This window comes from Bacillus cereus group sp. BfR-BA-01350, from assembly GCF_022663775.1.
GTDB lineage: Bacteria > Bacillota > Bacilli > Bacillales > Bacillaceae_G > Bacillus_A > Bacillus_A paranthracis.
The window spans coordinates 26,562-52,085 of the sequence record NZ_JAKUGD010000010.1 but is presented as its reverse complement, the minus strand read 5'-3'; the positions used below and the strand labels follow the sequence as shown (position 1 = coordinate 52,085).

The window sequence follows — 25,524 nt, the reverse complement described above, 5'->3', positions numbered from 1 at the left end:
ATTTGAAATCAACCAAGGAGGTTACAACTATGGAAATTCGCTTATTAACGACAGAGGACGCAGAAATATATTTAAAAGTTTGTATGGAAGGTTTAACGAAGAACCCGGAAGCTTTTAGCTCTTCTTATGAAGATGTTCTGAAACATGAGGATCCTGTAGCTGCTATGGCAAAACGATTAAGCAATCCGGATAAGTATACTCTAGGTGTCTTCAAAGATAACGATTTAATCGGCATTGCTACTTTAGAAACAAAGCCTTTCATTAAACAAGAACATAAAGCAAAAATCGGTTCCGTTTTTGTTTCCCCTAAAGCACGTGGCCTTGGAGCAGGACGAGCTCTTATTAAAGCAATTATTGAAAATGCCAATAAATTACATGTAGAACAACTTATGCTCGATGTTGTAGTTGGTAACGATGCAGCAAAAAAATTATATGAGTCATTAGGTTTCCAAACTTACGGCGTACAAGAGCGTTCATTAAAACATAACGGTCAATATTGGGACGAGGAACATATGGTTCTGTTCTTAAATGATTAATACTTCAATCTAGTTTTCCAAAAGCATCTTTTTATTAAGAAAGATGCTTTTTTCATTACAACAATGTAATCTTCCTGTCACCTTTATCGATCGTACCAAACCTTTCCATTCATTATACTAAAAATATAAAGTGAAACTTTACTCAGTGGGGAACTACATCCCACGCTGATCGCATGTACTTGATATGTAGAGGAGAATGTGACATGAAACAAAACAAGCGAGCTATGCTTTTAATATTTACTACAGCAATTGTAACTTCTGGATTAGCAATTTTACCTTGGTTTATTATATAAAAATACTCCCCCTAACAACAAAAAAAGCTTATTGCTTCTTAAGAAGCAATAAGCTTTTTTTATATTATAAAATCCCCAAAATTTTATTTACACAACTTATAATAATAACCATAGATACGGCAACGCACATGACAACCGTATTACGATCTTGCTTTTCTTTTTTTGAAATTTCTTCTTTTGGATTCATGTGTATGATCTCCTTTTAAAAAAAGTGTGAGATAGGAAATTTTTCTTATCCGATGCGAGGTGAATACGAAAACCCTCTCTATCTCACATACACAATAGAATGGAATTGTCATTTTATAAATAAAATGACATGACGTTATGTCGCAACATAGGGTATTTTGTGTCGCTACGTTTTCTATTATAAAAAATAGTTGTGCAAAACTAGTGCATTTTTTATGTCAATTACTCTGAGCGAGAAATCACTCTCCCACTCAATCACATAAAAAGAGTTTTTTATCATTTTCATGTAAACTATACAAGTAGAATGAACAGTTTGGGGTGCACAAGATTATGGTAAAAATTTTATTAGTAGACGATGAAGAACGTATGTTACGATTATTAGATCTGTTCTTAAGTCCTCGTGGCTATTTTTGTATGAAAGCTACCTCTGGCCTTGAAGCACTAAAGTTAATAGAACAAAAAGACTTCGATATTGTTTTGTTAGATGTAATGATGCCAAATATGGATGGATGGGATACTTGCTATCAAATCCGTCAAATTTCCAACGTTCCAATCATTATGCTAACAGCTCGTAATCAAAATTACGATATGGTAAAAGGCCTTACGATCGGCGCAGATGACTATATTACAAAACCATTTGATGAGCATGTATTAGTTGCACGAATTGAGGCTATATTACGCCGTACAAAGAAAGATGGATTTGTTAGCTTCAATGGTATTGAGTGGGATAAAACGAAACATACTGTCACAGTGTATGATGAAAAAATCTCACTGACTCCTATCGAATTTTCGTTACTTGGACTATTTTTACAAAATACAAACCGTGCTTATAGCCGAGATGATTTAATCGAAAAAATTTGGGGTTATGAAACAGACATCGAATATAGAACAATCGATTCACATATTCGCAATATCCGTGATAAATTACGTAAAAAAGGATTTCCAGTTGAAAATTACTTAGAAACTGTTTATAAGGTCGGATATAAATGGAAAAGTGAATAATTACTTCGGTCAGTGGAAACTAGTATACCACTGACCCTTTATTATGAATAAGGTATGGTGAGAAAATGAGTAAACTTTCACTTAAAATCGGGACATACTTTTTAATATTAGCTTTATGTATTGAAACAATTGCTTTCGTATCTTTTTACAAAAGTATTTCTAAAATGCGCATTGAAGAGGAAACACTCGCTCTCTTAGAAAAAGGTAATCGCTATAGTAACAAAATTACACAACGCGCAAAGTGGAGTGCATTTGCTAAAGAAAAGAAACACGGCGAACGCGCTGAATACAATAAAAATCCTAAGCGTCCTATATACCCAGAGTTCGATATCGCTGATGAGGCTGAACACTTAGTTGAATCAGAATCAATTGCTAACTCTGATATAGCTATCATTATAACGGACAATAATGGAAAAATCATTTCCACTTCAGAACCTGTAACAAAGGCGATGCAAAAACAACTTACTTGTAAAACAGAACATATTCCAGCAAACGGATTAGTTGTCGAAAAGAACTGGAAAAAATCAAAATTCATCACAACGGTAAGCCCACTTAATACAGCAGAGTTTCAAGGAAAGTTATATATGTTATTAAAAACATCTTTTTTAGAAAATATGTTACTTAAACTCATGAACCAATTTCTTATCATTAGTGTTTTGACTGTTATTTTAACGACTATTTCTGTCTTTGTTTTTTCTCGTGTTATTACAGAACCGCTTATAAAAATGAAGAGGGCAACAGAAAAAATGTCAAAATTAAACAAGCCAATTCAATTAGGTATTAAACGGAATGATGAACTTGGAAGCTTAGCAAAAACGATTGAAGATTTGTCCAGTGAACTAACTTATATGAAAAAAGAACGCAATGAATTTCTTGCTAGTGTCGCCCATGAACTATTAACTCCATTGACCTATATGAAAGGTTATGCGAAAGTAGCAAAGAGAGACACTTTAACGAAAGAAGAGCGAGAAGAATACTTGCAAATCATCGAGGATGAAACAGATAGTGTAACCGACCTCGTCCAAGATTTATTTATGCTGGCACAATTAGAACAACACCAGTTTGTTATAAAAAAACAAAAAGTGACCCTTCAACCATTTTTAGAACGAATGATTGAAAAAACAAAAACAACATTAACAAATAAACAAATGCAACTCCATGTATATTGCAAAGATGATTTAGAAGTTTGCATAGACGAAAGACGTATGGAACAAGTTATGTTAAATTTATTACACAATGCTTATCAACACTCACTAGAAAACACTACTATTACGATACGCGTACTCGCAGAAACAAATTCTTTTACAATAAGTGTACAAGATGAAGGTGAAGGTATTCCTGAAGAAGATATTCCGCATATTTTCGATCGTTTTTATCGTGTTGATAAATCTAGAACGAGAGCTACTGGGGGAAAAGGTATCGGGCTAGCTGTTGCTAAAGAAATTGTGGAATTGCATAACGGTGCCATTCTAGTAACAAGCAAATTAGGGGAAGGAACAACCTTTATAATTGAGCTACCTTTTGAATAATATGTGTGTGAAAACACCAGTAGTAGTAAAAACTACTGGTGTTATTTTGTTCATAAAACCAGCTTATATAAGCTAAGCTTTTGAAATTATTCTTATTTCAATATAAAATAAAGATACATTTGTCAAAGATTTGGAGGGTGATATAATTGGATATCCATGTATTAACAAAAGATGAAGCGGAAATTTACTTAGAACTTCGTGTAGAAGGTTTAAAGCAAAACCCTGAAGCTTTCAGCTCTTCTTATGAAGATATTATTAATAAAGAGTGTGCGATTGAATATAAAGCACAAAAATTAGCACAAGATGAAAACTATACGCTAGGCGCATTCAAAGATGGAAAATTAATCGGGGTTGCAACACTGGAAACGAAACCATATGTAAAACAAGAACATAAAGCTAAAATTGGTTCTGTATATGTATCTCCAAAAGCACGCGGACTTGGAGCAGGGAAAGCACTTATTAAAGAATGTCTTGAGCTTGCTAAATCTTTAGAGGTGGAACAAGTTATGCTTGATGTTGTTGTTGGCAACGATGGAGCAAAAAAACTTTATGAATCATTAGGATTTAAAACATTCGGTGTACAAGAACGTTCATTAAAATATAACGGACAATATTGGGACGAAGAGCATATGGTCTTATTCTTAGACGAAAATAAATAATAAAAAACATCCTCTCATGTATGAGGATGTTTTTTTACTTTTTTCTAAACCACGCTGTATTTAATAGTTGAATCGCTTTCGCAATTTCTTCTTCTGATAAGATCGCAAACCCAAGTAAAACGACATTTTCAGGTGCAGTATCGGCTTTGTAATACGTAGAAACAGGATATATTTTAATACTATATTTTGCAGCTTCTTTAATTAATTCTTCTTCTCGCATTCCATTATGCACTTTTAATAAAATGTGTAATCCCGAATCTTCCCCTATCACTTCAACATGATTAGAGAAATACTTCTCTATTTCAAAAACAAGTCGATCCCTCTTTTTCCGGTAGACGACACGCATTTTATGAATATGTTTTTCCCAATAACCTTCATGTAAAAACTTTCTAATCACTTCTTGATCCATTCTTGAAACACTTTGTGTATAAAACAAATATTCTTTTTGATACTTTTTAATTAAATTCTTCGGTAATACTATATAGCTCATCCGTAATGAGGGCAACAAAGCTTTTGATAACGTCCCCATATAAATAACTTTCCCATCTGTATCTAACCCTTGTAGTGCCGGAATTGGCCTTCCTGAATAACGAAATTCACTATCGTAATCATCTTCAATAATATACCTGTCTTCTTCTTTCTTTGCCCATTGTAAAAGCTGCGTCCTTCTCGTAATAGGCATAATCATTCCATATGGGAATTGATGAGAGGGCGTTACAAATACAACATTTGCATCGCTATTTTCTAAATCTGCCATACAAATCCCGTCCCTGTCTAAAGACAACATTTGAACCTTCTTTTCTCCCTGTTCAAAAACGACCATTTTCCTATGGTACCCTGGATTTTCAACAGCATAATTACTTCCCTTCAACAATTGAAAAAGTAACTTCACTAATATTTGTGTTCCCGCCCCTAATACAATTTGACTAGCTGAGCAACGTACACCTCTAGATTCATACAAATAGTTCGCAATTTCCTCTCGTAAGCTTAATTCTCCTTGAGGGTGTCCAAGAAAAAGTAAATCATTATTATGCGGCTGCCATACATCATTAATAAGCTTGCGGTACGTAGTGAACGGAAAAGTATTCGTATCAACCCCTGTTTGTGTGAAATCAAATGTATAGTTCTCCTCCCGAAACGATACTTCTTCTACTTTCGCTTCGCTTCCTTCTACATCCATCATTTGTTCAACTTTACATACAAAATAACCTTTTCTCGATGCCGACTCAATATAACCTTCTGCAAGTAATTGCTCGTAAGCCGCTTCTACTGTATTCTTACTCACTTGTAAATAGCTCGCCAGTTTTCTTTTTGCAGGTAATTTTGTAAAAGCCGGAATCGTTCCATCTTTAATTTCTTTTTTTATATACTCATACAATTGCACGTATAACGCTATTTTACTTTGCGTATTTAAATTAGGCGTTAATTCTAACATAACATCTGACCCCTTAATAAAACTGGAATCTGATACTTTTTACAGTGCCAGATTATATATATAATTCCTTTTATCATGTCACACATAAAAAATCAAATACTCGAGAGGAGATGCATGATTATGAACAATAGTAGACGGATTGGACTCATTATGATTATTACAGGAGCTACCTTATGGGGGTTATCTGGCCCAATGATTCAGTGGCTATTTCAACATACTAACTTATCATCAATTGATTTTTTAACAATTCGATTGCTGCTTGCAGGAATATTTATTTTATCTTTTTTACGGATAAAGAAACAAAACATTTTTCAAATTTGGAAACACACTAGACATTCTATACAACTTATTATTTTCTCTATTCTCGGCATGCTCGGTGCACAATACGCCTTTATCGAAACAGTTCATATTAGTAATGCGGTCACAGCGACGTTATTTCAATTTCTAGGTCCTGTTTTTATTACCATTTATGTCGCATTTGGACAACGAAAATTCCCTGCTTCTATGCAACTACTCGCAATTATAACTGCGCTAACGGGAACGTACTTTATTATTACAAACGGTTCAATTGAAAATATTGTTTTATCGAAAGAAGCCATTATTTTTGGCCTATTAACAGCAATTGGATTTGCATTTTATACCCTCCATCCAGCTTCCCTTATTAAAGAATGCGGAACAACCATAGTAATTGGCTGGGGGATGCTAATCGGCGGCATCGCCCTGCTTATTTGTAATCGCTCGTTTGGATGGAGTCAACTTTCACAAACCTTTACACCAAAAACTTTTTCTATGCTTATCCTTATCATTATAAGTGGCACTCTTTCTTTCCTTCTTTATATCGGTAGTCTGAAATATTTAGCAGCAACAGAAACAAGCATTTTATCTAGCATTGAACCACTTATAGCGGCCATCGTTTCAATCGCTTGGCTAAATGAATCTTTTGGAGCCTATCAATTATTAGGCGGCGTATGTATCATTCTTTCTGTTATTTTCTTAACGATGCCGCAAAAAGAGAATGAGCCAACCTTTACAACTGAACAAGTATAGAAAAATGTCAAAAGAGGTCGTACAAAACTTACGACCTCTTTTTATACTTTAAAGGAATTGTCCCGCTTTCTAGCAAATACAATTACACTAACAATAAAAATTAGGAGTGTGGCACCATGAAAAAAATCGGAACTATGCTACTTTTCTCCTTTCTCATCGCTGGATGCTCGCAATTGCAGCCTGATTCAGAAGCACCTAAAAAAGAAGCTATCGCTACGTCATCCACCCAAGTTAATGCACCTTCCTTCTTTCATCTTAGTGTTTTAAAAGATGTGAATTGGGAAGAAGCTCCATCCTTCGTAGATGGAAAAATACCTTTAAAAGGCATCGAAGGAAAAATCGCAATGGCTGATACCTCTATTATCTCAAATGAACAAAATGAAATAATGTGGTACTTTTTAGATTCTGAAAGGCCAACTGGAAAACTCTCTATTATTGCACTAAAACAAGGGTCAGTAACGCCAACACCAGTCCTCTTTCAACAAGAAAATTCCAAACAAACTTGGACTGCTTCAAATGCAATAGATTCTACTACAAACGAACTCCCTCTCACTATGTCACTACCTTCATCTGGATTATGGGTATTAAATATATATGTGAATGAAAAATATTATGATCAGTTTGTAATCAATGCCACAGAAAATAAATAAAAGGAAGGAGGCTGTTTCAGCCTCCTTCCTTTTATTTACCCATCTTATATGTAACTAATCGCCTGACTCCCCATTTGCACCCATGCCTGTTCAAAACTTTCTCTCGGTACTTTTACATCTAAACTTTCATTAAGAGGATCTCGAATATATACAAATTCCTTATCATATCCAATAAGCACTACACAATGTTCATTATACGTAATAGAAACATCTCCACTATTTGTTTCCCATGTAGTAAATTCATCTTCATCTAATGGCGCAAATGTTGCATTTGTAATCATGACTACCGGTTGCCCTGATTTTACACTCTTATAAAGCTCTTCTATACTCTTCCCTGTTAAGTCCACAGCTTTGTTAGGTAAATACTTTTTCGCTAATTGAAATAGCGGTCCATGATATACACCATATCCAGATTCAGAAAAGGTATAAATATTCCCTACAAATCCTTCATTTGGGTTCCCACGTATACCATCGTTCATAAAATCAACTTTCTTTATTTCGTTTGCTAATTTCATCTTATCCACTGTAATACCTGCGTATTGTAACATCATCGCTAAGCTCGTTACTTCACAGCCTCTATCTAACTCTGGTAACTGCTGAATTAAAGGTACATTTGATAAGATGACCTTTTCACCATTATTACTAAACTCCGCTTCTTTTTCACTTTGTATATTGAAGAATGTTAACTTTTCCATATACTTTGTAATTCCATTTGTATATACATTCCATACTGCTATAGCTAGTAATGCTATGCATATATACCACTTAAACCTTCGTATCACTCTCACGCCCTTCTTAGTTCGTTAAATAAGAATAAAACGCGTCAGCATCCGTGCGAATCACCGGTACAAAATTTAGTTCTTTTCCTTTTTCAGGCTGATCTTTTTTTATTTTTTCTGCTAGTTCTTGAGTGTTCATATTCGTTTTATCCATATTAAGCTCATCTGCCATTTGTAACACCTTTTGTTCATTAATTTCGCTTAATACTTGATATATATCTTTACCATATAAATCAATATGATATTTTTTTGCCTCTTCTTGCACTTTTTGTTCGTACACTTCTTGTGCTAACTCTTCTATCTCTTTTCCTTTTTGTGAAATACCTAACTTCCCTGCTTCCTCTCTTACTTTCGTTCCATAGATTTCTTCCGCAATTTCCTCTATTTCTTTTCCATTTGTTGAAATATCTAATTTATCCGCTTCATCGCTAATTTTAATCGTATTAATTTGAGTAATCAAATTTACAATTGATGTATTTTCTATTGATATGCCTAGCTTTAACGCTTCTTGCTTCACTTTTGTTTCATAGATTTCTTCTGAAAGAGTTCCAACATCTTTTCCTTCAATCAAAATTCCTAACTGTTCTGCTTCTCTTCCTACTTCCGTCTCATGGATTTCTTTTTCTAGCGTAATTTGTTCTTTCCCTGCCGTTTCAATCCCTAAATTCTCCGCCTTTTCTTCTGTATGCACAGCATGTATCTTTCCATTGTTTAATTGTTCTTTGCTGCGCTGCTTGTAATCTGTCTTTCCTTTTGATGTTTCAGAAGGAGAGGCACCCCCTAATATACTTAAACTCATTACTCCAATAGTGAATACCATCATCATTTTCTTTTTCAAAATTAATTCCTCCCTCTTACACTTTCTTTTCCATCATTCCCTATTCATAATCGAAATAACATTATGATCGATGTAATCTACTCAAATACCTTTTTATAATCGCTTCTTTATAGGGCGAACTTTCCGTATACAATACATGTTAAAAATAGTTTCTTAACTTTCCCTTAAAAAAAGACGACCTTGTAAAAACAAGATCGTCTTCTCACTTATATTCTTTGGTGTTTAGGGAAAATCACTTCAAAACAAGTGCCCTCTTCCCATTTGCCCTCTACTGACATTTTTCCGTAATGTTTTTCTACAATCCAATTTGCGATTGAAAGACCTAATCCAGCTCCTTCTGACGTACTTCTTGCTTTATCCCCTTGATAAAAACGATCAAATAATTTCGGAATATCTTCTTCTTTCACTCCTATCCCGTCATCTTTCACCTGTATACGAATTGAACTGCTCGTTTGCGTGCAATTGATTTGAATATGACCGCCTTCGTTCGTATACTTCATCGCATTATCTAACAGTATGACCATCATTTGATGAATCCGCTCTCTATCACCCATAAAAGATACGCCACGTTCTACTTTTAATATCATTTCTTTTTCTTGATAAGAAGCAATCTCCTTATATGGAGCTACTATTTCTTCTAACAATTTATCGAGTTCAAATGTTTTCTTATCCATCTCAATTTGATTAGAATCAGAGCGTGCTAGCAATAATAAATTACTAACGAGTTTTGATAACCGCCTACATTCTTTTGAAATTGTAGAAATATCCATCGCTTTTTCTTCTATCGTAGCGGATGGTGACTGGAATAAAACATCTGTTTTTGATTGAATAACTGCAAGCGGTGTCCTTAGTTCATGTGACGCATCAGAAACGAATTGCTGCTGTTTTTCCCATGAATTTTGAATGGGTACGAGTGCCCTGCCAGCTAAGAAAAAGCCGATTCCTATTGCACATAAACTTCCTACGCTACAACCTATCACAAGAATTAAAAATAAAGTATGTAACATTTCTTTTTCAGCTGTTATATCCCTTGCAATTTGAACTATTTTTGCATCTTTTTGAAATGAAAATATTCTAAAATATTGTCCTTGTACTTCTATATCTTGCAAAGTTCCTAATTTCTTTGGAGAAAACTTTTCCAAATTGTCTTCAAAAATAAAACGACGTTTGCCGTTTTCAATATCTATCTCCACCGTGTTTCCAAGCCAAGTTAACTCCATTATCCTTGGATCCCCAATTGGAGGATATCCTCTAATTTTTTTAGGTAGTTTTTTATCATCTGCATTCTTTCTATGTTGAACGGCTTTTTCTATCGATTCATTTACTCCACTATAAATACGCTTATATGTGTAAGAATAAATGATACTACCTAATACGCCTATCAAAATGATAAATACTAATGAATTCAATATAGTCAATCGAATACGCGTCTTCTGAAACATACTTCCCTTTTTCATTGTTCTTTTAATATATATCCAATACCTCGAACGGTTTGAATATCTTTCTGATAACCGAATGGCTCTAATTTTTTACGTAAATGATGTACATACACTTCTACAATTGCCACTGTCGTATCTGAATCAAATCCCCAAACACGATCAAAAATTTGTTCCCTCATTAAAATCTTTCCGCTATTTTGAACAAGGTACTCTAGAAGCTCATATTGTTTTAATGTTAGCTTCATACTTTGTCCATCTACTTGAACATCTTTATCTTTTCCGAACAGTTCAATCCCTTTATATCGAATAGTCTGCTTTGTTGTTAAACTACCACTTCTGCGTAGTAAAGCACGAATTCTCGCTTTTAATTCAGGGGCCTGAAATGGCTTAACGATATAGTCATCTCCACCAAAGTCCAATCCCTTCACCCGATCTTCTAAAGAATCTCTCGCTGTTAAAAACAGGACTGGTGTTTCAATCTTTTCATCACGTATTCTTTGAATTACTTCAAAACCATCCATCTCTGGCATCATCACATCAAGCAAAATTGCATCATATATATTTTGTAACGCTAGAAATAACCCCTCTTCTCCATTCAATGCTGTATCTACTTCAAATTCATCACGCAAAATTTGTACGATAGACTCTAATAACGAAGCATTATCTTCTACTACGAGTAAGCGCATATTCTCACCTTCCACCATATCGTTCGATTCTATTTATAATCACATTCCTGCTTTTCCTAACAAAAGAATATCATTATATTTTGTAACTTCATTTTTAATTCGTTCTTTCTACACTTTTTCTTGATACAGAATTTTAAAGATTAATTATAAAGACTCTTTCTTAAATTTAGCTTAATAAAAAATTGAAATAAATAAGATTTCCCTTATCTCTTTCAATTTTTTACTACATATACCTTTTTACTTGGCAATTCCAAACAATTTAGCTGACCACCATACACAGCCCCGCCATCAATTCCAATAATTCGATTACTACCAAAATACACGCCACAATTCTCACTACCGTGAAGCGTTTTTGTTTCCGTATGGCCAAATACAACAACCTTTTCGCCACTATATCCATTATGAAACTCATTACGGATCCACATTAACGTATATGGTTCACATTCAGAAACTCGTTTCATAGGCTCAACACCAGCATGTACAAATATGTACTCTTCTGTTTCAATGTAATGATCTAATTCTTGAATAAACTTTACATGATCTTCTAAAACATGCGATTGTAAAATTGGTTTTTGGAAGTCTTCCTCATTAACTACAATATCTTCTTCTACAAATCCATAACTATATAATGTCTTATCTCCACCATTCCTTTTTACCCAATGGTTCCATGAACGTTCCTCATCAGTCGTTAACGCCTTAATCATCATATCTTCATGATTTCCCTTTAGAACGAGGGCTCCATCTTCTTTTAACTCTTTTACCCTTTCAATTACTGCACGTGCATTTGAACCACGATCTACATAATCCCCTAATAAAATTAGTTGATCCTGTTTTGCATCGTATTGAGCTTCTTCTAATAACTGTTCGAACTTTTCTATTTCTCCATGAATATCACTAATAACAAGAATTCTTTTCATATTATCCCCTTCTTTCTAAACCACTCTCTTTCTAATTATATTTCAAAACAACAGAATCCTTTGAACTCATATTCAAAATCACATTTATTACAAATACAACGATTATCCTTACAACAATGTAAGTCTCTTGTCATCCAATTCGATAGTTGCGATTGCTATATTTCCTTATACTAAAAGTAAGAAATGAAACAAAAAACAAGGAGAGATGAGATATGAAAAAAGTGATGGAAGTTATGGTAGCAGTGGCAGAGGTTTTCGTAAATGGCAAACAAGTTGCAATGGAGTTAAACAAATAATGAAAAGGACAAGATTCATTCTAGACCCTTTACTCATATAAAAGAGATAAGACTTCTTCATTTTTTTGATCCCTTATCTCCTAAAGAAAGCCGTATCCTTTTTCGGATACGGCTTTCTCTTATTTTTGACTCGTACGAGCTGAAATGCTAATTGCTCTATCTGTCGCTTTGGCAGCTTCATCTAACGCTTCTTTACTATTCTTTCCGTCATACATTGCTTCTAATGCTTTTACAACTGCATCTCGTGATTCTGGGAATACACTAATTAAAGCGCCTTGTGTTGCTGGAGATTGTTTCGTCGCTTGCAATTGATCTACTGTTACTTTTAACTGTGGATATTTTTCATATTGCTCTTTTACTAATGGTTCATTATATGCATCTGGATTAATAGAGAAATAACCTGTTGCAGTATGCCATTTTGCTTGTACGTCTGGCTTCGTTAAATATTTCATAAAGTCCCAAGCACCTTGTTGTGTTTCTTCTGAAACCATATTCGTCATCCATAATGATGCTCCACCAATAACAACACCATTTTGTTTCGAATCCTCTGGATATGGAATATATGACACGCCTACATTAAACTTAGATGCATCAATTAAGTCGCGAACACCAGCTGAAGAATCTAAATACATAGCAACTTGTCCAGACTGGAACGCGGCACGAATATCATCCCAACTTGCTCCATACTTTCCTAGTGCACCAGCTTTATTTAACTCATCTAGCATCCCAAATACTTTCTGTCCTTCTTTACCGTTAAATACAGCTTTCTTTGCAGCATCTTTACGACCATTTTCATTATCTACATATAAAGTGCCTTGTGTCGCTAACAATTCTTCAAAGAACCAACCATAATTCAGCATTGAAAATCCATATTGTTTTACATTTCCGCCTTCTTTAATCGTTAACTTTTTCGCTGCTTCTTGCAATTCCGCATATGTTTTTGGAGCTTTCTCTGGATCTAAGCCCGCCTTTGCGAAAGCATCTTTATTATAAATTAATACTGGTGTAGATGAATTAAATGGCATAGAATACATTTTTCCATCAACTGAATAATAATTTGTAATTGCTTTTTCCAATTTTGAAGTATCATACTTATCTTTTTTTATCCAACTATCAATTGGCGTAATCTTTTTGCTATCAATCATATATTTTGTTGTAATTTCACTCGACTGAACAAGAGCTGGTGCTTCTTTCGTAGCAGACATCGTTTTAAATTTCGTTAAAGACTCTTCATATGTCCCTTGGAACTCTGCCTTTATCTCATATTTATTTTGTGACTTATTATAGTCTGCAACAAGCCCATCTAGTACGCCTTGTGTTTTTCCACCCATCGCATGCCAAAAACGAATTACAGTTTTATCACCATTTTTTTCAACTGGTGCTACTTTCGCCTGTGCTTCAGGTTTTCCTTCTGTTTTACTATTTGAACAAGCAGCACTAGATAATGCCATTGTTGCTACCATTAGTAGAGCAGCACCTTTTTTAACCAGACCCATTTTAATCTCACCTTCTCTTAATTATTTAATTGCACCTTTTGTTAATCCTTGTTGTAATTGCTTTTGTCCTAAAAATAATAAAATCAATGTTGGTATAACGATAACCGTAACGCCAGCCATTACGCTTCCCCAATCAGTTGCAACTTCTTGAGATTGAAGCTGCTTCACACCAATTTGAACTGTTCTTACCTTTTCATCAGTGGTCACTAAAAGTGGCCATAAGTACATATTCCATGTTGTTAAAAAACTATATACTCCAAGCGTAATAAAACTCGTTTTACAATACGGAATTACAACGCTGAACAAAAATCTTACATTTCCAATCCCTTCAATAAAAGCAGCTTCTTTCAGTTCATTCGGAAGTGTCATAAAATGTTGGCGTAACAAGAAGATACCGAAAGCTGTTGCAAAAAACGGCACTGTCATCCCAGCGAAACTATTGATCCAGCCAAAGTTTTGAATCGTTAAAAAGTTAGGTACCATCGTCGCTTCCCACGGAATAAGCATCGTTGAAATAAACAGGAAAAAAATAAGATTTCTTCCCTTAAACTGAAGAAAGACAAAAGCATACGCCGCTAAGCTTGACACGATAAGTTGTCCAATCATAACAACTGTCGATACAACTAAGCTGTTATATAAATATGTAAAAAGTGGTACTTTCTGAAAAATATTAATGAAATTATCAAAAGTAAATTGAGTTGGAAATATCCTTCTCATTTGAATATCGTCTGGTGTCATAAAGCTTATTAAAAACGCATACAGCACAGGAAAAAATACCATTACTGCACTAATTATGAGCAGCATGTATAGCAGGAAATTTTGTTTCCACTGTTTAACGATCATTTATAATGCACCTTTCTCTCAGCAAACTTAAATTGAAGTAATGTAGCAATGAAAATGAAAACAAATAGTACCATCGCTTGTGCACTTGCTGTCCCAAATTGATGATTCACAAATGCCTCTTTATAAATTGAATATACAATTAAATTTGTTGCATCATTCGGTCCACCGTGCGTTAAAATATCAATCTGTCCAAAGCTTTGGAACGCACTAATTAACGTTACTGTCACGATAAAGAATAAAGTTGGTGATAGCATCGGTAATGTAACACGACGAAGCTTATATAAATAGCTAGCACCATCTATAGATGCACTCTCATATAAAGACGTATCAATATTTTGTAAACCACCTAATATAACTAAAAATGCAAATCCTGTATTCACCCAAACCGTTGTAACTGATACAGAGAACAATGCCCAATCTGGGCTCGTTAACCATGCGATTGCAGGTAGATTCATAGAGGCTAATATATTATTAAATAATCCGACACTTGGATGAAATAAAAATAGCCAAATCACCGCACTAGCAGCTACTGATATTCCCATTGTGGAAGAAAATAACACACGGAATACCCCAATACCCCTTACTTTTCCATTTGCAATCAATGCAAGAAATAAAGCGAGTATAATACTCGTAGGCACTGTATATAAAACAAATAGTAAAGTTGATTTTATACTTTTGTAGAAGGCAGGATCAGAGAATAAATATTGATAATTTTCTAAGCCAACGAAAAGATTAGCTTCTCCATGTATATCGGTTAAATAAAAACTATAGTAAATCGTCCTAAACAATGGATAGAACAGAAAAATTGAAAATAGCAAAATAGATGGCGCCAAAAACAATAATCCTATTCTTAAATCTTTTGTTCTCCCCCATAAATTTTTCTTTTTTGACACTTTTGTTTGAACCGGTAACTTACTTACTTCGATCATTATTTCGCCACCACTTTCAGCTCTTCTTCAGCTACCACTTTTAAGCGTTCATTCGTGTTTTGATTAAAGAAGCATAACTTATCTTGTGAGAATAATAATTTTACTTTGTCACCTTTGTTCAGGATTAGCTGTCCAATGACTTTTGCACTCCAAGTTGTTCCATTTATTGCGAAGTTTAATATAGATTCGTTGCCTAATACTTCTACAGATTGTAGCGTAACTTCTTGTCCTTCCTCAGACAGGGCAATATGCTCAGGACGCATGCCTATGCGAATTATTCCTTCTGGTAATTGCTTTAACTGTCCAATAGATAACGGAATTTGCAATTGCCCTATATGTAATACACCTTTTTCTTTGTTTACTTCTCCATCATTTATATTCATCGAAGGAGACCCTATAAAACTTGCAACAAATTCATTTGCTGGTTCGTTATAGATGTCAAGCGGTGTTCCAACTTGCTGTATGCTTCCTTTATTTAAGACCATAATACGATCTCCCATAGTCATCGCTTCTATTTGATCGTGAGTAACGTAAATCATTGTAATTCCTAAACGCTGCTGAATTTCTCTAATTTCAATCCTCATTTGCGCACGTAATTTCGCATCTAAATTCGAAAGTGGTTCATCCATTAAACAAATCGGCGCTTGACTCACAATCGCCCTAGCAAGCGCAACACGCTGTCTTTGTCCACCTGATAATTGGCCTGGTTTCATTTTCACATACTCTTTCAGTCCCACCATTTCCACAGCTTCCATTAATCTCTTTTGTCGCTCTTCTTTTTGTACTTTCCTTACCTTAAGTCCGAATAAAATATTTTCTTCTACAGATAAGTGTGGATATAGTGCATAATTTTGAAATACCATTGATAGATTACGATCTTTCGGCTCTAAATCATTTGCAACACATTCATTAATAATTAAATCCCCCGAAGAAATTTCTTCTAAACCAGCAATCATTCTTAATAATGTACTTTTTCCACATCCTGAAGGGCCAACTAAAACAAAAAATTCTCCCTTCTTAATATGAACCGATACACCTTTAACCGCTGTCTCCTCTGCATTTTGATATACCTTTGAAACATTTTTCAATTCAATCACAAGATTGCACTCCTTTTTTCTTCTTGTATCCATACTTCATAGTGACTCGTCGAAATCGCGCTCGCTCCCGAACGAATAGCAATTTCTGCATCTTCTCGCGTTTGAATCAATCCGCCTGCAATGATAGGAAATTCTATTTCCTCTGCTAACTGCTTAATAATGGAAGGCATAATACCAGGCATAATCTCTACTGCATTCGGTTTAGTCGTTTTACAATTTTCAATTGATTTTGTAAGAGATAAAGTATCGACAATAAAAATACGTTGGATCGTTTTTAATCCAATTTTATTGGCATTTCGAATTGTCGATCCTTTTGTTGAAATAATGCCTTGTGCTCCAATAACGTCTTGAATATACGAAAGTGCTTCCTCTGTATTCGTATTTAAACCTTGTATAAAATCACAATGAAGAAAGACATCATGTCCATGTTTCTGTAATTCATATACACGCTCTGGTAATTCCAGCATTGAACCGGTCATAAGAAAAACTGTTTTCGGTAACTTTTTGTATGTGTTGTATCCTTTCCAATCCTTTATCATCGCAATATAAGGTTCCTTAAACATTCATTCCACCTAGCTTTTCTATTTTTATCCAAACTAAAAACACCTACTTACATAGAACACCTTTCTCCTTATTTGAACTCTAGGGAATAGAGCACACCTAAGAAAGTGGCACGTTATATGTAAGCGGGTGTTCTCAAATGTTCTCTACCCTAGTTATTTTGTTACCTTTACTATATTACGCATTTATTAAGTCAGTTTTGATAGATTGTTAATTAGCTGTTAATCGAATGTTAATATTCATCATACTTTTTAACAATAATCTAAATATACGGATGAACCCCAACAGCAAACAACTATTTTTAAAATTTAAGTGATATGCAAATCCATTCCATAGTTAATTAGTTTTAGTTTTCTTGCAACTGCTTTTGAAGCATAATTATCCCAAGAAGTGCTATAAAGTGGAATGCGCTTTTCTTCTTGTATGGATATCGCCCAGGCTGTCACAACATCAGTACCATATCCATTCCCTTGAAACTCCGCTAAAGTTTCCACACTCGCCTCAGCAGCTACAGGTGTACTCCTAGCACTACAACATATAGAAACTACTTTTTCATTTTTTACAATTGCAAAGTAAGGTTTCCTCCACTCCATCTGTTCTATTAGATGGGGAAAATTTTCTCGCAAAAGCTCTTTATTCTTCTCTGTTATCTGTATTGTTCTAGTTGGCTTATGTAAATTATTAGAGAACATGAAAGCAGGACCCATCCAAATATTTTTTACTGTTCTTTCTTCATTTAATACATGAATAATCTTTGCTATCTCTATATGATTTGAAGGTTCTCGAATTAATTTCTCAATCTTACCTACCGTTTCATCATCCAGATCACAATGATATCTCGTTATACTCCCTTCACGAGTTCTGCCAAGAAAAAAGCGTGGTGCTTTCGGATTTCCTTGTTCATTTACATATTTCATTTTTCCTACTCGATTATGAACAAATAAAACCTCTACCTGAATTGCTATTAAATCAAGTTCTGAGAGCCTCATTTATATCCTCCTTAGTTACTCCATATACCATTCATAATCTATTTTTCATGCCCAAAACAAAAATCCCATTCAAATACACATTACTGAATCCATCATACTCACTGATTTCTTCATTCTGTCTATCTAAATGGGATTATTTTTCATTTTTTATTCTACTGGTTGTTGTGGTTGTACTACTTCATTTGCACCAGCTGCCCTCAACATATTTGCAATATCTTTAAAACCTCTTTTTTCAGCAAATTGCAGTGGCGTAATATTTTCCTTATTGGCCGTATTTACATCTGCCCCGTGGTCAATAAGCATTTGAATTACTTTCTTGTGATTTTCACTACCATTTCCTAATACAATTGCTTCTACTAAAGCTGTTCCACCACGAGCATTTTTATAATTGACATCAATATCTGTATGCTCTAACAATTCTTTTACGACCTCTACATGACCACGCTCAGATGCAGAAATAAGTGCTGTTCCACCTGACTTAGTCGTTTCTTTCGTATTAACTCCTGCATCAATTAATACCTTTACAATATCTGTATATCCTTCTCTACTTGCATAAAGAAGCGGATTGCTTTGTTTCTCATCTTTAATTTCAATATTAGCACCTGCACCAATTAATGCTTTAACTGTCTCTACATGATTTTGGTACGTTGCTGCAAGGACGGGGGTTTCTCCGTTGTCACCTTCTACGTTTATATTCGCTCCATCTTGAATCAACTTCATAGCTGTTTCTGTGTCTCCAAGAGTGGCAGAAAGTAGCAACTGTTTGTCCATTAAATTTATACTTTTTTCTTCTTTAGATTCTTCCTGTTCTTTATGCTTCTCTTGTTTCTTTTCGTTTTTCACATGAACCGGTTTCGATTCTGGCTCTTCTTGCTTATCGCAAGCCACTACCGTCATTAAAAGTCCTAATAACATACATAATAAAATTTTTTGTTTTCTCACAACTACAGCTCCTATGAAAGATAATGTTTTCTTAACCATTCCTCCATCACATACAATAACTCTTCTTGAGTACATTTATCCATAAGCACTTTATATTCCTTCTTTAATTGGATTATCTTAAACTTATATGATGTTTCTCAACCTATTGGAATGATACGCCTAATGGCCTCATCATTAACATTATGAAGCAATTAGTTTAGCACGTTTTCACCGCATTTGTATACATTTCTAAAAAGTACATAAAGTGAAACTTTAATCAGTGGGAGGATTCACCCCACTGATTATTAGTTGAACCAATCGGGTATTTACGGGCTGTTGATCTCCCACCTAACTTCTTTGCTCCTGCCTAATTCTGAGGTGGGAGTTTTACTGCCCGTTAATACGGGGTAAATGATTGCTTTAGGTCACTACATTCCATTGTAACCGTTCTTCTAAAAATTTTACACCTTTTCTATATTTGCACCTGAGTAATACTAGAAAAAGACAACCATACAGTTGTCTTTTTCTAGTATTAATGATGCCCGCCGTGATTTCCCTTTTTCGGGTTCCCCATCATTTCTTTATTCATTTCCCATTTATGCTCTGCTAGCTCTTTATACGAAAGAACTTTCCCCTTATAGTTAGATACAAAGTTCTCTGCATCTTTTTTGTTTTTAAATGAAATGACATTATAAGCCATTGGTGTTGTAATTGTTTTATCATATACGTAAGTAGCGTCTTCTAACGAAACCCAATCTTTCGAATCATAATCTCGAACAAATTTTTCTTTCGTCTTTTCGCCTTGATTAATCTCCATCCATTTATACATACAACCGATATCATCAAACTTTAATGCTTTTCCATTTTCTAAAATAATTTCCGTTGCAAATTGATTATCCATTACTCCAATTTGGCAAATATCACACTTATCATGTTTCTCATCAATTGCCACTGCCTCTGCTTGTTTCTTACCACATCCTACAATTGTAAAGACAAAGAATAAGCATATAGCAAACATTACATACTTTGTTCTCATTGTATTATTTCCCCCCTAACCCTATCTTCTACAAGGAGCATATCAAAAACTTGTGTGCGATTTGTGAAAAAACAATGTGTCTTTTGTAATATATAGAACAAAAAAGATGTGTAGTCATATCTACACATCTCTCATTATTCACAACCTGTAATTAATAAATCATCTTCCAACCTAACTAATAATGTATCTGTATGAATTTGCTGCCCAACAACTACATTTACTAATCTTATATTTCCACTGATGCCGACTGCAACCTTTTCAAGCTCACCGTTATTTTTTCGGATCATCATTAATTTTTCCCACTCATATACGTAAGAAGATTCATTAACAAAAATCTCTTCTACTCTTCCTTCATAAGAACTACAAATCTCTTCCATTCTTGTTTTCATATAAATCTACTCCCTATTTCACACTTCAATATTGTCATCTTATTCTACCATTCTTATGGAGAGCAGCTTACTTTTTAAAAATTCAAATTAACTCCCGTGAACAAAATGACCAAAATAAAAATTATGCTTCTAATGATGTTATTTTTCAAATTATTTACCATTCGAATGAATGCTTTTATGATAAACAAAAAAACCTTTTTTCTGAATTTTCATTTTATTTTGAAAGCGCAATCATTTTTGAGGGGGAGATTACATGTTAGCACTACTTGGATTTGCGATGGTGTTTGTCTTTATGTTTTTAATTATGACGAAACGTATGTCAGCACTAGTAGCATTAATATTAATTCCAATTACGTTCGCATTAATTGGAGGCTTTTATGCAAACATGGGACCTATGATGTTAGAGGGAATTCAAAAACTAGCACCTACTGGTATTATGCTTATGTTTGCTATTTTATATTTTGGAATTATGATTGATAGCGGTTTATTTGATCCTGTCATTAGTAGGATCTTGAAATTTGTAAAAGGAGATCCTTTAAAAATTGTTGTTGGTACAGCAATTCTTACTATTATCGTTTCATTAGATGGGGATGGAACGACAACGTATATGATTACTGTTTCCGCAATGTACCCACTATATAAACGCCTTGGGATGAATCCACTTATATTAGCTGGGGTTGTTATGTTAGGTGCAGGGGTGACAAATCTTACACCGTGGGGTGGACCGACAGCTCGTGTTATGAGTGCACTTGGACTAGAGGCATCAGAGCTCTTTACACCACTTATACCAGGAATGATTGCTGGTGCACTTTGGGTAGTTTTCGTTGCTTACTATCTTGGAAAAAAAGAAAGAAAACGTTTAGGAATTATGGATATACAATATTTAAAACAAATGCAAACAACAGATGAGCAAGCTGCAACAGTAGAAGCTGCTGTTCATAAGCGCCCTAAACTTCTATGGATTAACTTTTTATTAACTGCTACTTTACTTGTCTGTCTCATACTAGAAGTTATGCCGTTACCCGTTTTATTTACAATCGCTTTCGCTATTGCTGTTATGATTAACTATCCGAACTTAGAGCAACAGAAAGAGCGTATTGCTTCTCACGCAGGAAACGTATTAGCGGTTGTTTCTCTTGTATTTGCCGCTGGGATTTTCACTGGGATTTTATCAGGAACAAAAATGGTAGATGCAATGGCTAAAAGTGTAGTAACTCTTATACCAGACGCTCTTGGCCCACAACTACCAATTATTACAGCTCTTCTTAGTATGCCATTCACATTTTTCATGTCCAATGATGCATTTTACTTCGGAGTATTACCTATTTTGACAAAAGCTGCTGCTACTTATGGAATTAGTGCAGCTGAAATGGGACGCGCTTCCTTACTGGGACAACCTGTTCACTTATTAAGCCCCCTTGTTGCATCCACTTATTTATTAGTTGGGATGGCAAAAGTTGATTTTGGTGAACATCAACGTTTTACTTTATTGTGGGCAGTTGGAACGACAATGGTCATGTTGATTACTGGAATTTTAATTGGGGTTATTCCAATATAAAATAAAAAAACAGTAGCGGACATATATCCTCTACTGTTTTTTATTATGAAGGAATAAGAAAATATCTTCTTTCTGGTCTCCCAACACTCCCATATATAAGCTCCGCATGAACTTTCTTTCCTGATATTAAATATTCTAAATAACGCCTCGCTGTCGATCTGCTTACTCCGACCATTGAGCTTAGCATTTCCGCAGTAATACCTTCTTCATTTACTGTTAACATATGCTTTTTTATTTTTGCTAAAGTTAAGGGGTCTATACCTTTCGGGGCATATTCTATTTCATTTCCCTTTACGCCTCTTTGAGACCATAGATGTTCTATTTGTTCGATAGATAATTGGTTATTTTTCTTTAACTGCACAAGCTTTTTTTGGTAATTTTCCAAACTTGCTTTAAATCGATCAAACATAAGTGGCTTTACGATATAATCTGTTACTCCGCCCCGCAGGGCGTGTCTCACTATATCTGTTTCCGATGCAGCTGTAATCATAATAATATCTGTATCATGCAAGTTATGCCTAATATATGTGACAAGTTCCGTTCCTTGCATATCAGGTAAGTACACGTCTAATAAAACGAGCTGTGGCTTCACAAGATCTAGCCATTCTTTCGCTTGTTCGCCAGTTGTTGCTGTTCCAATTACTTTAAATCCCTCAATCTTTTCAGTAAAACGACGATGAATGTCTGCAATTCGAATATCATCTTCTACAATCAATACTTCAATCTCCTCACCCATTACAATTCGCCTCTCTCTTTTGGTAATGCAATAATAAACAATGCACCACCTAAATCCCCTTTTTCGATTGCGATACTTCCATTTAAATCTTCTACTAACTCTTTCACTTTTGCTAATCCATATCCTCGCTTCTCGCCTTCTTTCGTCGAGAAGCCTTTATAGAATATGCTAGTAATGACCTCATCATGAATCCCTTGTCCTGAGTCTTCCACTTCAATGACTATTTCTTCTCCGATATCAGTTACAAACATTCTTACTTTCTTATCATGTTCTTCATTTCTTTCAATCGCTTCAAATGCATTCGTAATTAAATTTCCTAAAATAGAAACGACATAATTACTCTCAATGTGCGTGCTTAATTTGTCTAAGCTACTTTCTCTATCTAGCATAAAATCAATCTTCAACTCTCTTGCTCTATTATAGAATCCAATTAAAATCCCACCTAACCATGGATTTTGAATTCGTTTCATAATAAATTGAACAAAATCTTGATATACCGCTGTTTCCTTATGAATAAGCTCCAAAGCATCTTCATATAATTCTAGCTGGATAAGACCTGAAAGCGTATACAATAAATTGTTATATTCATGTGTTTGCGCTCTTAATGCCTCTGTATATTGCTTCGTCTGAGATAACTCTGCTGTTAACTGATCCATTTCAGATTTCAAACGCAAGCTCGATACAACGCCAGTTACTTTATTTTTCACTTTAATGGGTAGACGGTTCGCAATAACAGCCTGCCCTTTTATATTTAATTGACGATCAAACTGTTCTTCACCAGTTTGAAGTACATCTAATATCGTTGAATTAGGAATTATATCTAAAATAAATTCTCCAATAATATTTCGTTGTTCATCAAGCGCAAGAATATCATAGGCTGCTTGATTGACTAAACTAATCGTGCCATTTTGATCAATGACAATAATCCCTTCACGTACAGATTGAATCACTGTACTATGCTCTTCATATAAAGATGAAATTTCTTCTGGCTCCATCCCAAACATCATTCTTTTTATACTGCCAGCTAAATATATAGAGCCGATTACTCCAATTAATAGACCTATTATTGTAATCCAAAACACACGCTTTCCATACACTTCTACCGCTCCATGAATATCATCCATTGAAAATCCAACAGACACTACACCAATGATTTCATTTTCCTGATTACGGATTGGAACTTTTCCGCGTAATGAAGGGCCTAATGATCCAGTTGCTTTCGAAACGTAAGATTTCCCTTCTAATAAAACTCCTTTGTTATCTCCGCCAACCATTGCTTCTCCTATTTTATCTTTCCTAGGATGTGCATAACGAATCCCTTCTTTATTTCCAACTACAATGAAGTCCGCCTCTGTATCCATTCGAATTTTTTCCGCAATCGGTTGAATAATAGAAGCTGGATTTTCTGTTTGAAAAGCTTCCTTTATTTCAGGTATAGCAGCAACTGTTTTCGCAACATGCAAAGCTCTTTTGCCAATTTGCTCTTCTACTGTTTCAGATAATATGTAATAAAATAAATAACTCGTTAACATAAGTACAACTAAAATAAGTGCACTAATAGTTAATGTAATTCTCGGTTGTAGTTTTAATTTTTTAAATTTCAAAACCATTCCCCTAACATGATTAAAGATAGAATTTAAAGAATATACAGTCTCTTCAATTATACTTAATCATAACACGGTTACTCTATATTTCTGTCTTTTTCTCTTCATAAAAAAAGAAACGAAGTAAAATTATTACCTCGTTTCTTAACATTTATTATTACACTTTAAACTTACCAATCATCTCTTGTAATTCCTCTGCCATTTGTGATAAGTGAACTGCTGCTGCATTTATTTCATCTACTGAAGCTAATTGTTCTTCAGAGGAACCAGCAATATTTTGAACGCTTGCTGCATTTTCTTCAATCGTAGCTGCAATTTCATTAATGGATGCACTTACTTGTCTTGCATCTACCGTCATTTGCTTCGCTACATCTACCATATTATCAATTTGTACAACTGTATCATCCGTAGATTTCAATATTTCAGCAAAGCTTTGCTTCGTTTCATTTGCAACTACAAGCCCTGATTGTACTTCTGTCCCAACTAGCTTCATAGAACTTACCGTTTCTTTTATATCAAATTGGATTTCTTTCACTAGTTTTCCAATTTCCGTAGAAGACTGTCCTGATTGTTCAGCTAATTTTCGTACTTCATCTGCTACAATTGCAAATCCTCTTCCTTGTTCTCCGGCTCTTGCAGCCTCAATTGCCGCATTTAGCGCTAATAAATTTGTCTGCTCTGCAATATGTTGAATCACCTCAAGGATTGCCCCAATTTGTTTTGATTTATCATCTAACAAAACAATAACCTTATCTGATTGTGAAACAGACTCATGGATTAATTGCATTTGATTTACAGTTTGTTCAACTAACTTCCCACCATCTTCAGCCTTTTTCTTCGTATACATAGATGCTGTGGATACTAATGAAGAGCTGTCTGCAACACGCTGAATTCCTTCTGTAACTTCTTCTAATAATGTTGCGCCTTCTTCAACTTCTTTCGTTTGTATTTCAGCCCCACTCGACACTTGCTCTATTGCTTGTGTAATTTGTTCCGTCGCTTCACTTGTCTGCTTCATACTAGCTGTTAATTCTTCTGAAGATGCCGCCACGTGACTTGCTGAAGTATTTATA

At 34.7% G+C, this 25,524-nt stretch carries 26 protein-coding genes; 7 read left to right on the top strand and 19 right to left on the bottom strand.

Translation table 11 applies throughout. The features are described 5' to 3' along the window. The first annotated feature begins 29 nt into the window (after positions 1 to 29). Positions 30 to 536, top strand: a complete 507-nt coding sequence (locus MR147_RS19980) for a GNAT family N-acetyltransferase (RefSeq protein ID WP_074609044.1) — start codon at positions 30 to 32, stop codon at positions 534 to 536. A 357-nt stretch (positions 537 to 893) separates the two neighbouring features. On the opposite strand, the gene MR147_RS27065 is transcribed toward MR147_RS19980, so the two are convergent. Then, entirely contained in the window at positions 894 to 1,016 is a 123-nt protein-coding gene (locus MR147_RS27065; RefSeq protein WP_001068392.1) for a hypothetical protein, read from the bottom strand. A 329-nt stretch (positions 1,017 to 1,345) separates the two neighbouring features. Between MR147_RS27065 and MR147_RS19975 the strand changes: the two genes are divergently transcribed. From MR147_RS19975 to MR147_RS19965, 3 genes are all read left to right on the top strand, one after another. Then, entirely contained in the window at positions 1,346 to 2,017 is a 672-nt protein-coding gene (locus MR147_RS19975; protein WP_000238954.1) for a response regulator transcription factor, read from the top strand. A 65-nt stretch (positions 2,018 to 2,082) separates the two neighbouring features. After that, the gene (locus MR147_RS19970) at positions 2,083 to 3,546 is read left to right on the top strand and encodes a HAMP domain-containing sensor histidine kinase (protein WP_074608300.1); all 1,464 of its coding nucleotides are present in this window, start codon (positions 2,083 to 2,085) and stop codon (positions 3,544 to 3,546) included. A gap of 146 nt (positions 3,547 to 3,692) precedes the next feature. Further along, positions 3,693 to 4,205, top strand: a complete 513-nt coding sequence (locus tag MR147_RS19965) for a GNAT family N-acetyltransferase (RefSeq protein ID WP_000351212.1) — start codon at positions 3,693 to 3,695, stop codon at positions 4,203 to 4,205. Positions 4,206 to 4,239: 34 nt separating this feature from the next. Here the strand turns inward: MR147_RS19965 and pdxR are convergent, their stop codons facing one another. Continuing rightward, positions 4,240 to 5,640: a MocR-like pyridoxine biosynthesis transcription factor PdxR gene (gene pdxR / locus MR147_RS19960; RefSeq protein WP_074608298.1), complete on the bottom strand. Its 1,401-nt coding sequence runs from the start codon at positions 5,638 to 5,640 to the stop codon at positions 4,240 to 4,242. Positions 5,641 to 5,760: 120 nt separating this feature from the next. On the opposite strand from pdxR, the gene MR147_RS19955 reads away from it, so the two are divergent. Together MR147_RS19955 and MR147_RS19950 are read left to right on the top strand one after the other, a co-directional pair. Then, a complete protein-coding gene (locus MR147_RS19955) occupies positions 5,761 to 6,687 on the top strand; it encodes a DMT family transporter (protein ID WP_074608297.1) in 927 nt (308 codons plus the stop codon). 116 nt (positions 6,688 to 6,803) lie between these two features. Next, a complete protein-coding gene (locus MR147_RS19950; RefSeq protein WP_074608295.1) occupies positions 6,804 to 7,337 on the top strand; it encodes a DUF4871 domain-containing protein in 534 nt (177 codons plus the stop codon). Between the two features lie 44 nt (positions 7,338 to 7,381). On the opposite strand, the gene MR147_RS19945 is transcribed toward MR147_RS19950, so the two are convergent. The 14 genes from MR147_RS19945 to MR147_RS19880 all read right to left on the bottom strand — a co-directional run bounded on the left by MR147_RS19945 (position 7,382) and on the right by MR147_RS19880 (position 20,553). Further along, positions 7,382 to 8,119, bottom strand: a complete 738-nt coding sequence (locus MR147_RS19945; RefSeq protein WP_139302799.1) for a C39 family peptidase — start codon at positions 8,117 to 8,119, stop codon at positions 7,382 to 7,384. 13 nt (positions 8,120 to 8,132) lie between these two features. Then, positions 8,133 to 8,954 (bottom strand): transporter, encoded by an 822-nt coding sequence (locus MR147_RS19940; protein ID WP_074608292.1) that lies wholly within the window; start codon positions 8,952 to 8,954, stop codon positions 8,133 to 8,135. A 206-nt stretch (positions 8,955 to 9,160) separates the two neighbouring features. Continuing rightward, positions 9,161 to 10,411 carry a sensor histidine kinase gene (locus MR147_RS19935; protein ID WP_074608290.1) on the bottom strand — a complete coding sequence of 417 codons (1,251 nt, stop codon included), beginning with the start codon at positions 10,409 to 10,411 and terminating at the stop codon, positions 9,161 to 9,163. Continuing rightward, positions 10,408 to 11,079, bottom strand: a complete 672-nt coding sequence (locus MR147_RS19930; RefSeq protein WP_001238633.1) for a response regulator transcription factor — start codon at positions 11,077 to 11,079, stop codon at positions 10,408 to 10,410. Before MR147_RS19930 ends, MR147_RS19935 begins: the two co-directional genes overlap by 4 nt. Before the next feature lie 212 nt (positions 11,080 to 11,291). After that, positions 11,292 to 11,996, bottom strand: a complete 705-nt coding sequence (locus tag MR147_RS19925; protein ID WP_074608289.1) for a metallophosphoesterase family protein — start codon at positions 11,994 to 11,996, stop codon at positions 11,292 to 11,294. Positions 11,997 to 12,411: 415 nt separating this feature from the next. Continuing rightward, the gene (locus MR147_RS19920; RefSeq protein ID WP_074608287.1) at positions 12,412 to 13,788 is read right to left on the bottom strand and encodes an ABC transporter substrate-binding protein; all 1,377 of its coding nucleotides are present in this window, start codon (positions 13,786 to 13,788) and stop codon (positions 12,412 to 12,414) included. Positions 13,789 to 13,809: 21 nt separating this feature from the next. Next, positions 13,810 to 14,631 carry a carbohydrate ABC transporter permease gene (locus MR147_RS19915; protein ID WP_000635931.1) on the bottom strand — a complete coding sequence of 274 codons (822 nt, stop codon included), beginning with the start codon at positions 14,629 to 14,631 and terminating at the stop codon, positions 13,810 to 13,812. Further along, positions 14,628 to 15,560, bottom strand: coding sequence for a carbohydrate ABC transporter permease (locus MR147_RS19910; RefSeq protein ID WP_074608286.1), 933 nt, complete (start codon positions 15,558 to 15,560; stop codon positions 14,628 to 14,630). Before MR147_RS19910 ends, MR147_RS19915 begins: the two co-directional genes overlap by 4 nt. Continuing rightward, on the bottom strand, positions 15,560 to 16,657 hold the full coding sequence (locus MR147_RS19905; protein ID WP_139302798.1) for an ABC transporter ATP-binding protein: 1,098 nt from the start codon (positions 16,655 to 16,657) through the stop codon (positions 15,560 to 15,562). Before MR147_RS19905 ends, MR147_RS19910 begins: the two co-directional genes overlap by 1 nt. Further along, the gene (locus MR147_RS19900) at positions 16,654 to 17,220 is read right to left on the bottom strand and encodes a glycerol-3-phosphate responsive antiterminator (protein ID WP_000472011.1); all 567 of its coding nucleotides are present in this window, start codon (positions 17,218 to 17,220) and stop codon (positions 16,654 to 16,656) included. Before MR147_RS19900 ends, MR147_RS19905 begins: the two co-directional genes overlap by 4 nt. 306 nt (positions 17,221 to 17,526) lie before the next feature. Then, on the bottom strand, positions 17,527 to 18,207 hold the full coding sequence (locus MR147_RS19895) for a GNAT family N-acetyltransferase (protein ID WP_074608282.1): 681 nt from the start codon (positions 18,205 to 18,207) through the stop codon (positions 17,527 to 17,529). A gap of 147 nt (positions 18,208 to 18,354) precedes the next feature. Beyond that, positions 18,355 to 19,224, bottom strand: a complete 870-nt coding sequence (locus tag MR147_RS19890; RefSeq protein ID WP_002035701.1) for an ankyrin repeat domain-containing protein — start codon at positions 19,222 to 19,224, stop codon at positions 18,355 to 18,357. A 436-nt stretch (positions 19,225 to 19,660) separates the two neighbouring features. Continuing rightward, complete coding sequence (locus tag MR147_RS19885) at positions 19,661 to 20,164, bottom strand: nitrous oxide reductase accessory protein NosL (RefSeq protein ID WP_001259399.1); 504 nt, start codon at positions 20,162 to 20,164, stop codon at positions 19,661 to 19,663. Between the two features lie 134 nt (positions 20,165 to 20,298). After that, positions 20,299 to 20,553 (bottom strand): hypothetical protein, encoded by a 255-nt coding sequence (locus MR147_RS19880; protein ID WP_074608280.1) that lies wholly within the window; start codon positions 20,551 to 20,553, stop codon positions 20,299 to 20,301. 253 nt (positions 20,554 to 20,806) lie between these two features. Here MR147_RS19880 and MR147_RS19875 point away from each other — a divergent pair, with 253 nt between their 5' ends. Beyond that, positions 20,807 to 22,111, top strand: a complete 1,305-nt coding sequence (locus tag MR147_RS19875) for a CitMHS family transporter (protein WP_074608279.1) — start codon at positions 20,807 to 20,809, stop codon at positions 22,109 to 22,111. Between the two features lie 43 nt (positions 22,112 to 22,154). On the opposite strand, the gene MR147_RS19870 is transcribed toward MR147_RS19875, so the two are convergent. The 3 genes from MR147_RS19870 to MR147_RS27275 form a co-directional block, all read right to left on the bottom strand. Next, positions 22,155 to 22,847: a response regulator gene (locus MR147_RS19870; protein WP_074608277.1), complete on the bottom strand. Its 693-nt coding sequence runs from the start codon at positions 22,845 to 22,847 to the stop codon at positions 22,155 to 22,157. After that, complete coding sequence (locus tag MR147_RS19865) at positions 22,847 to 24,457, bottom strand: ATP-binding protein (protein ID WP_074608275.1); 1,611 nt, start codon at positions 24,455 to 24,457, stop codon at positions 22,847 to 22,849. Before MR147_RS19865 ends, MR147_RS19870 begins: the two co-directional genes overlap by 1 nt. Positions 24,458 to 24,608: 151 nt before the next feature. After that, positions 24,609 to 25,469: a methyl-accepting chemotaxis protein gene (locus MR147_RS27275; protein WP_371746605.1), complete on the bottom strand. Its 861-nt coding sequence runs from the start codon at positions 25,467 to 25,469 to the stop codon at positions 24,609 to 24,611. Positions 25,470 to 25,524: the final 55 nt, after the last annotated feature.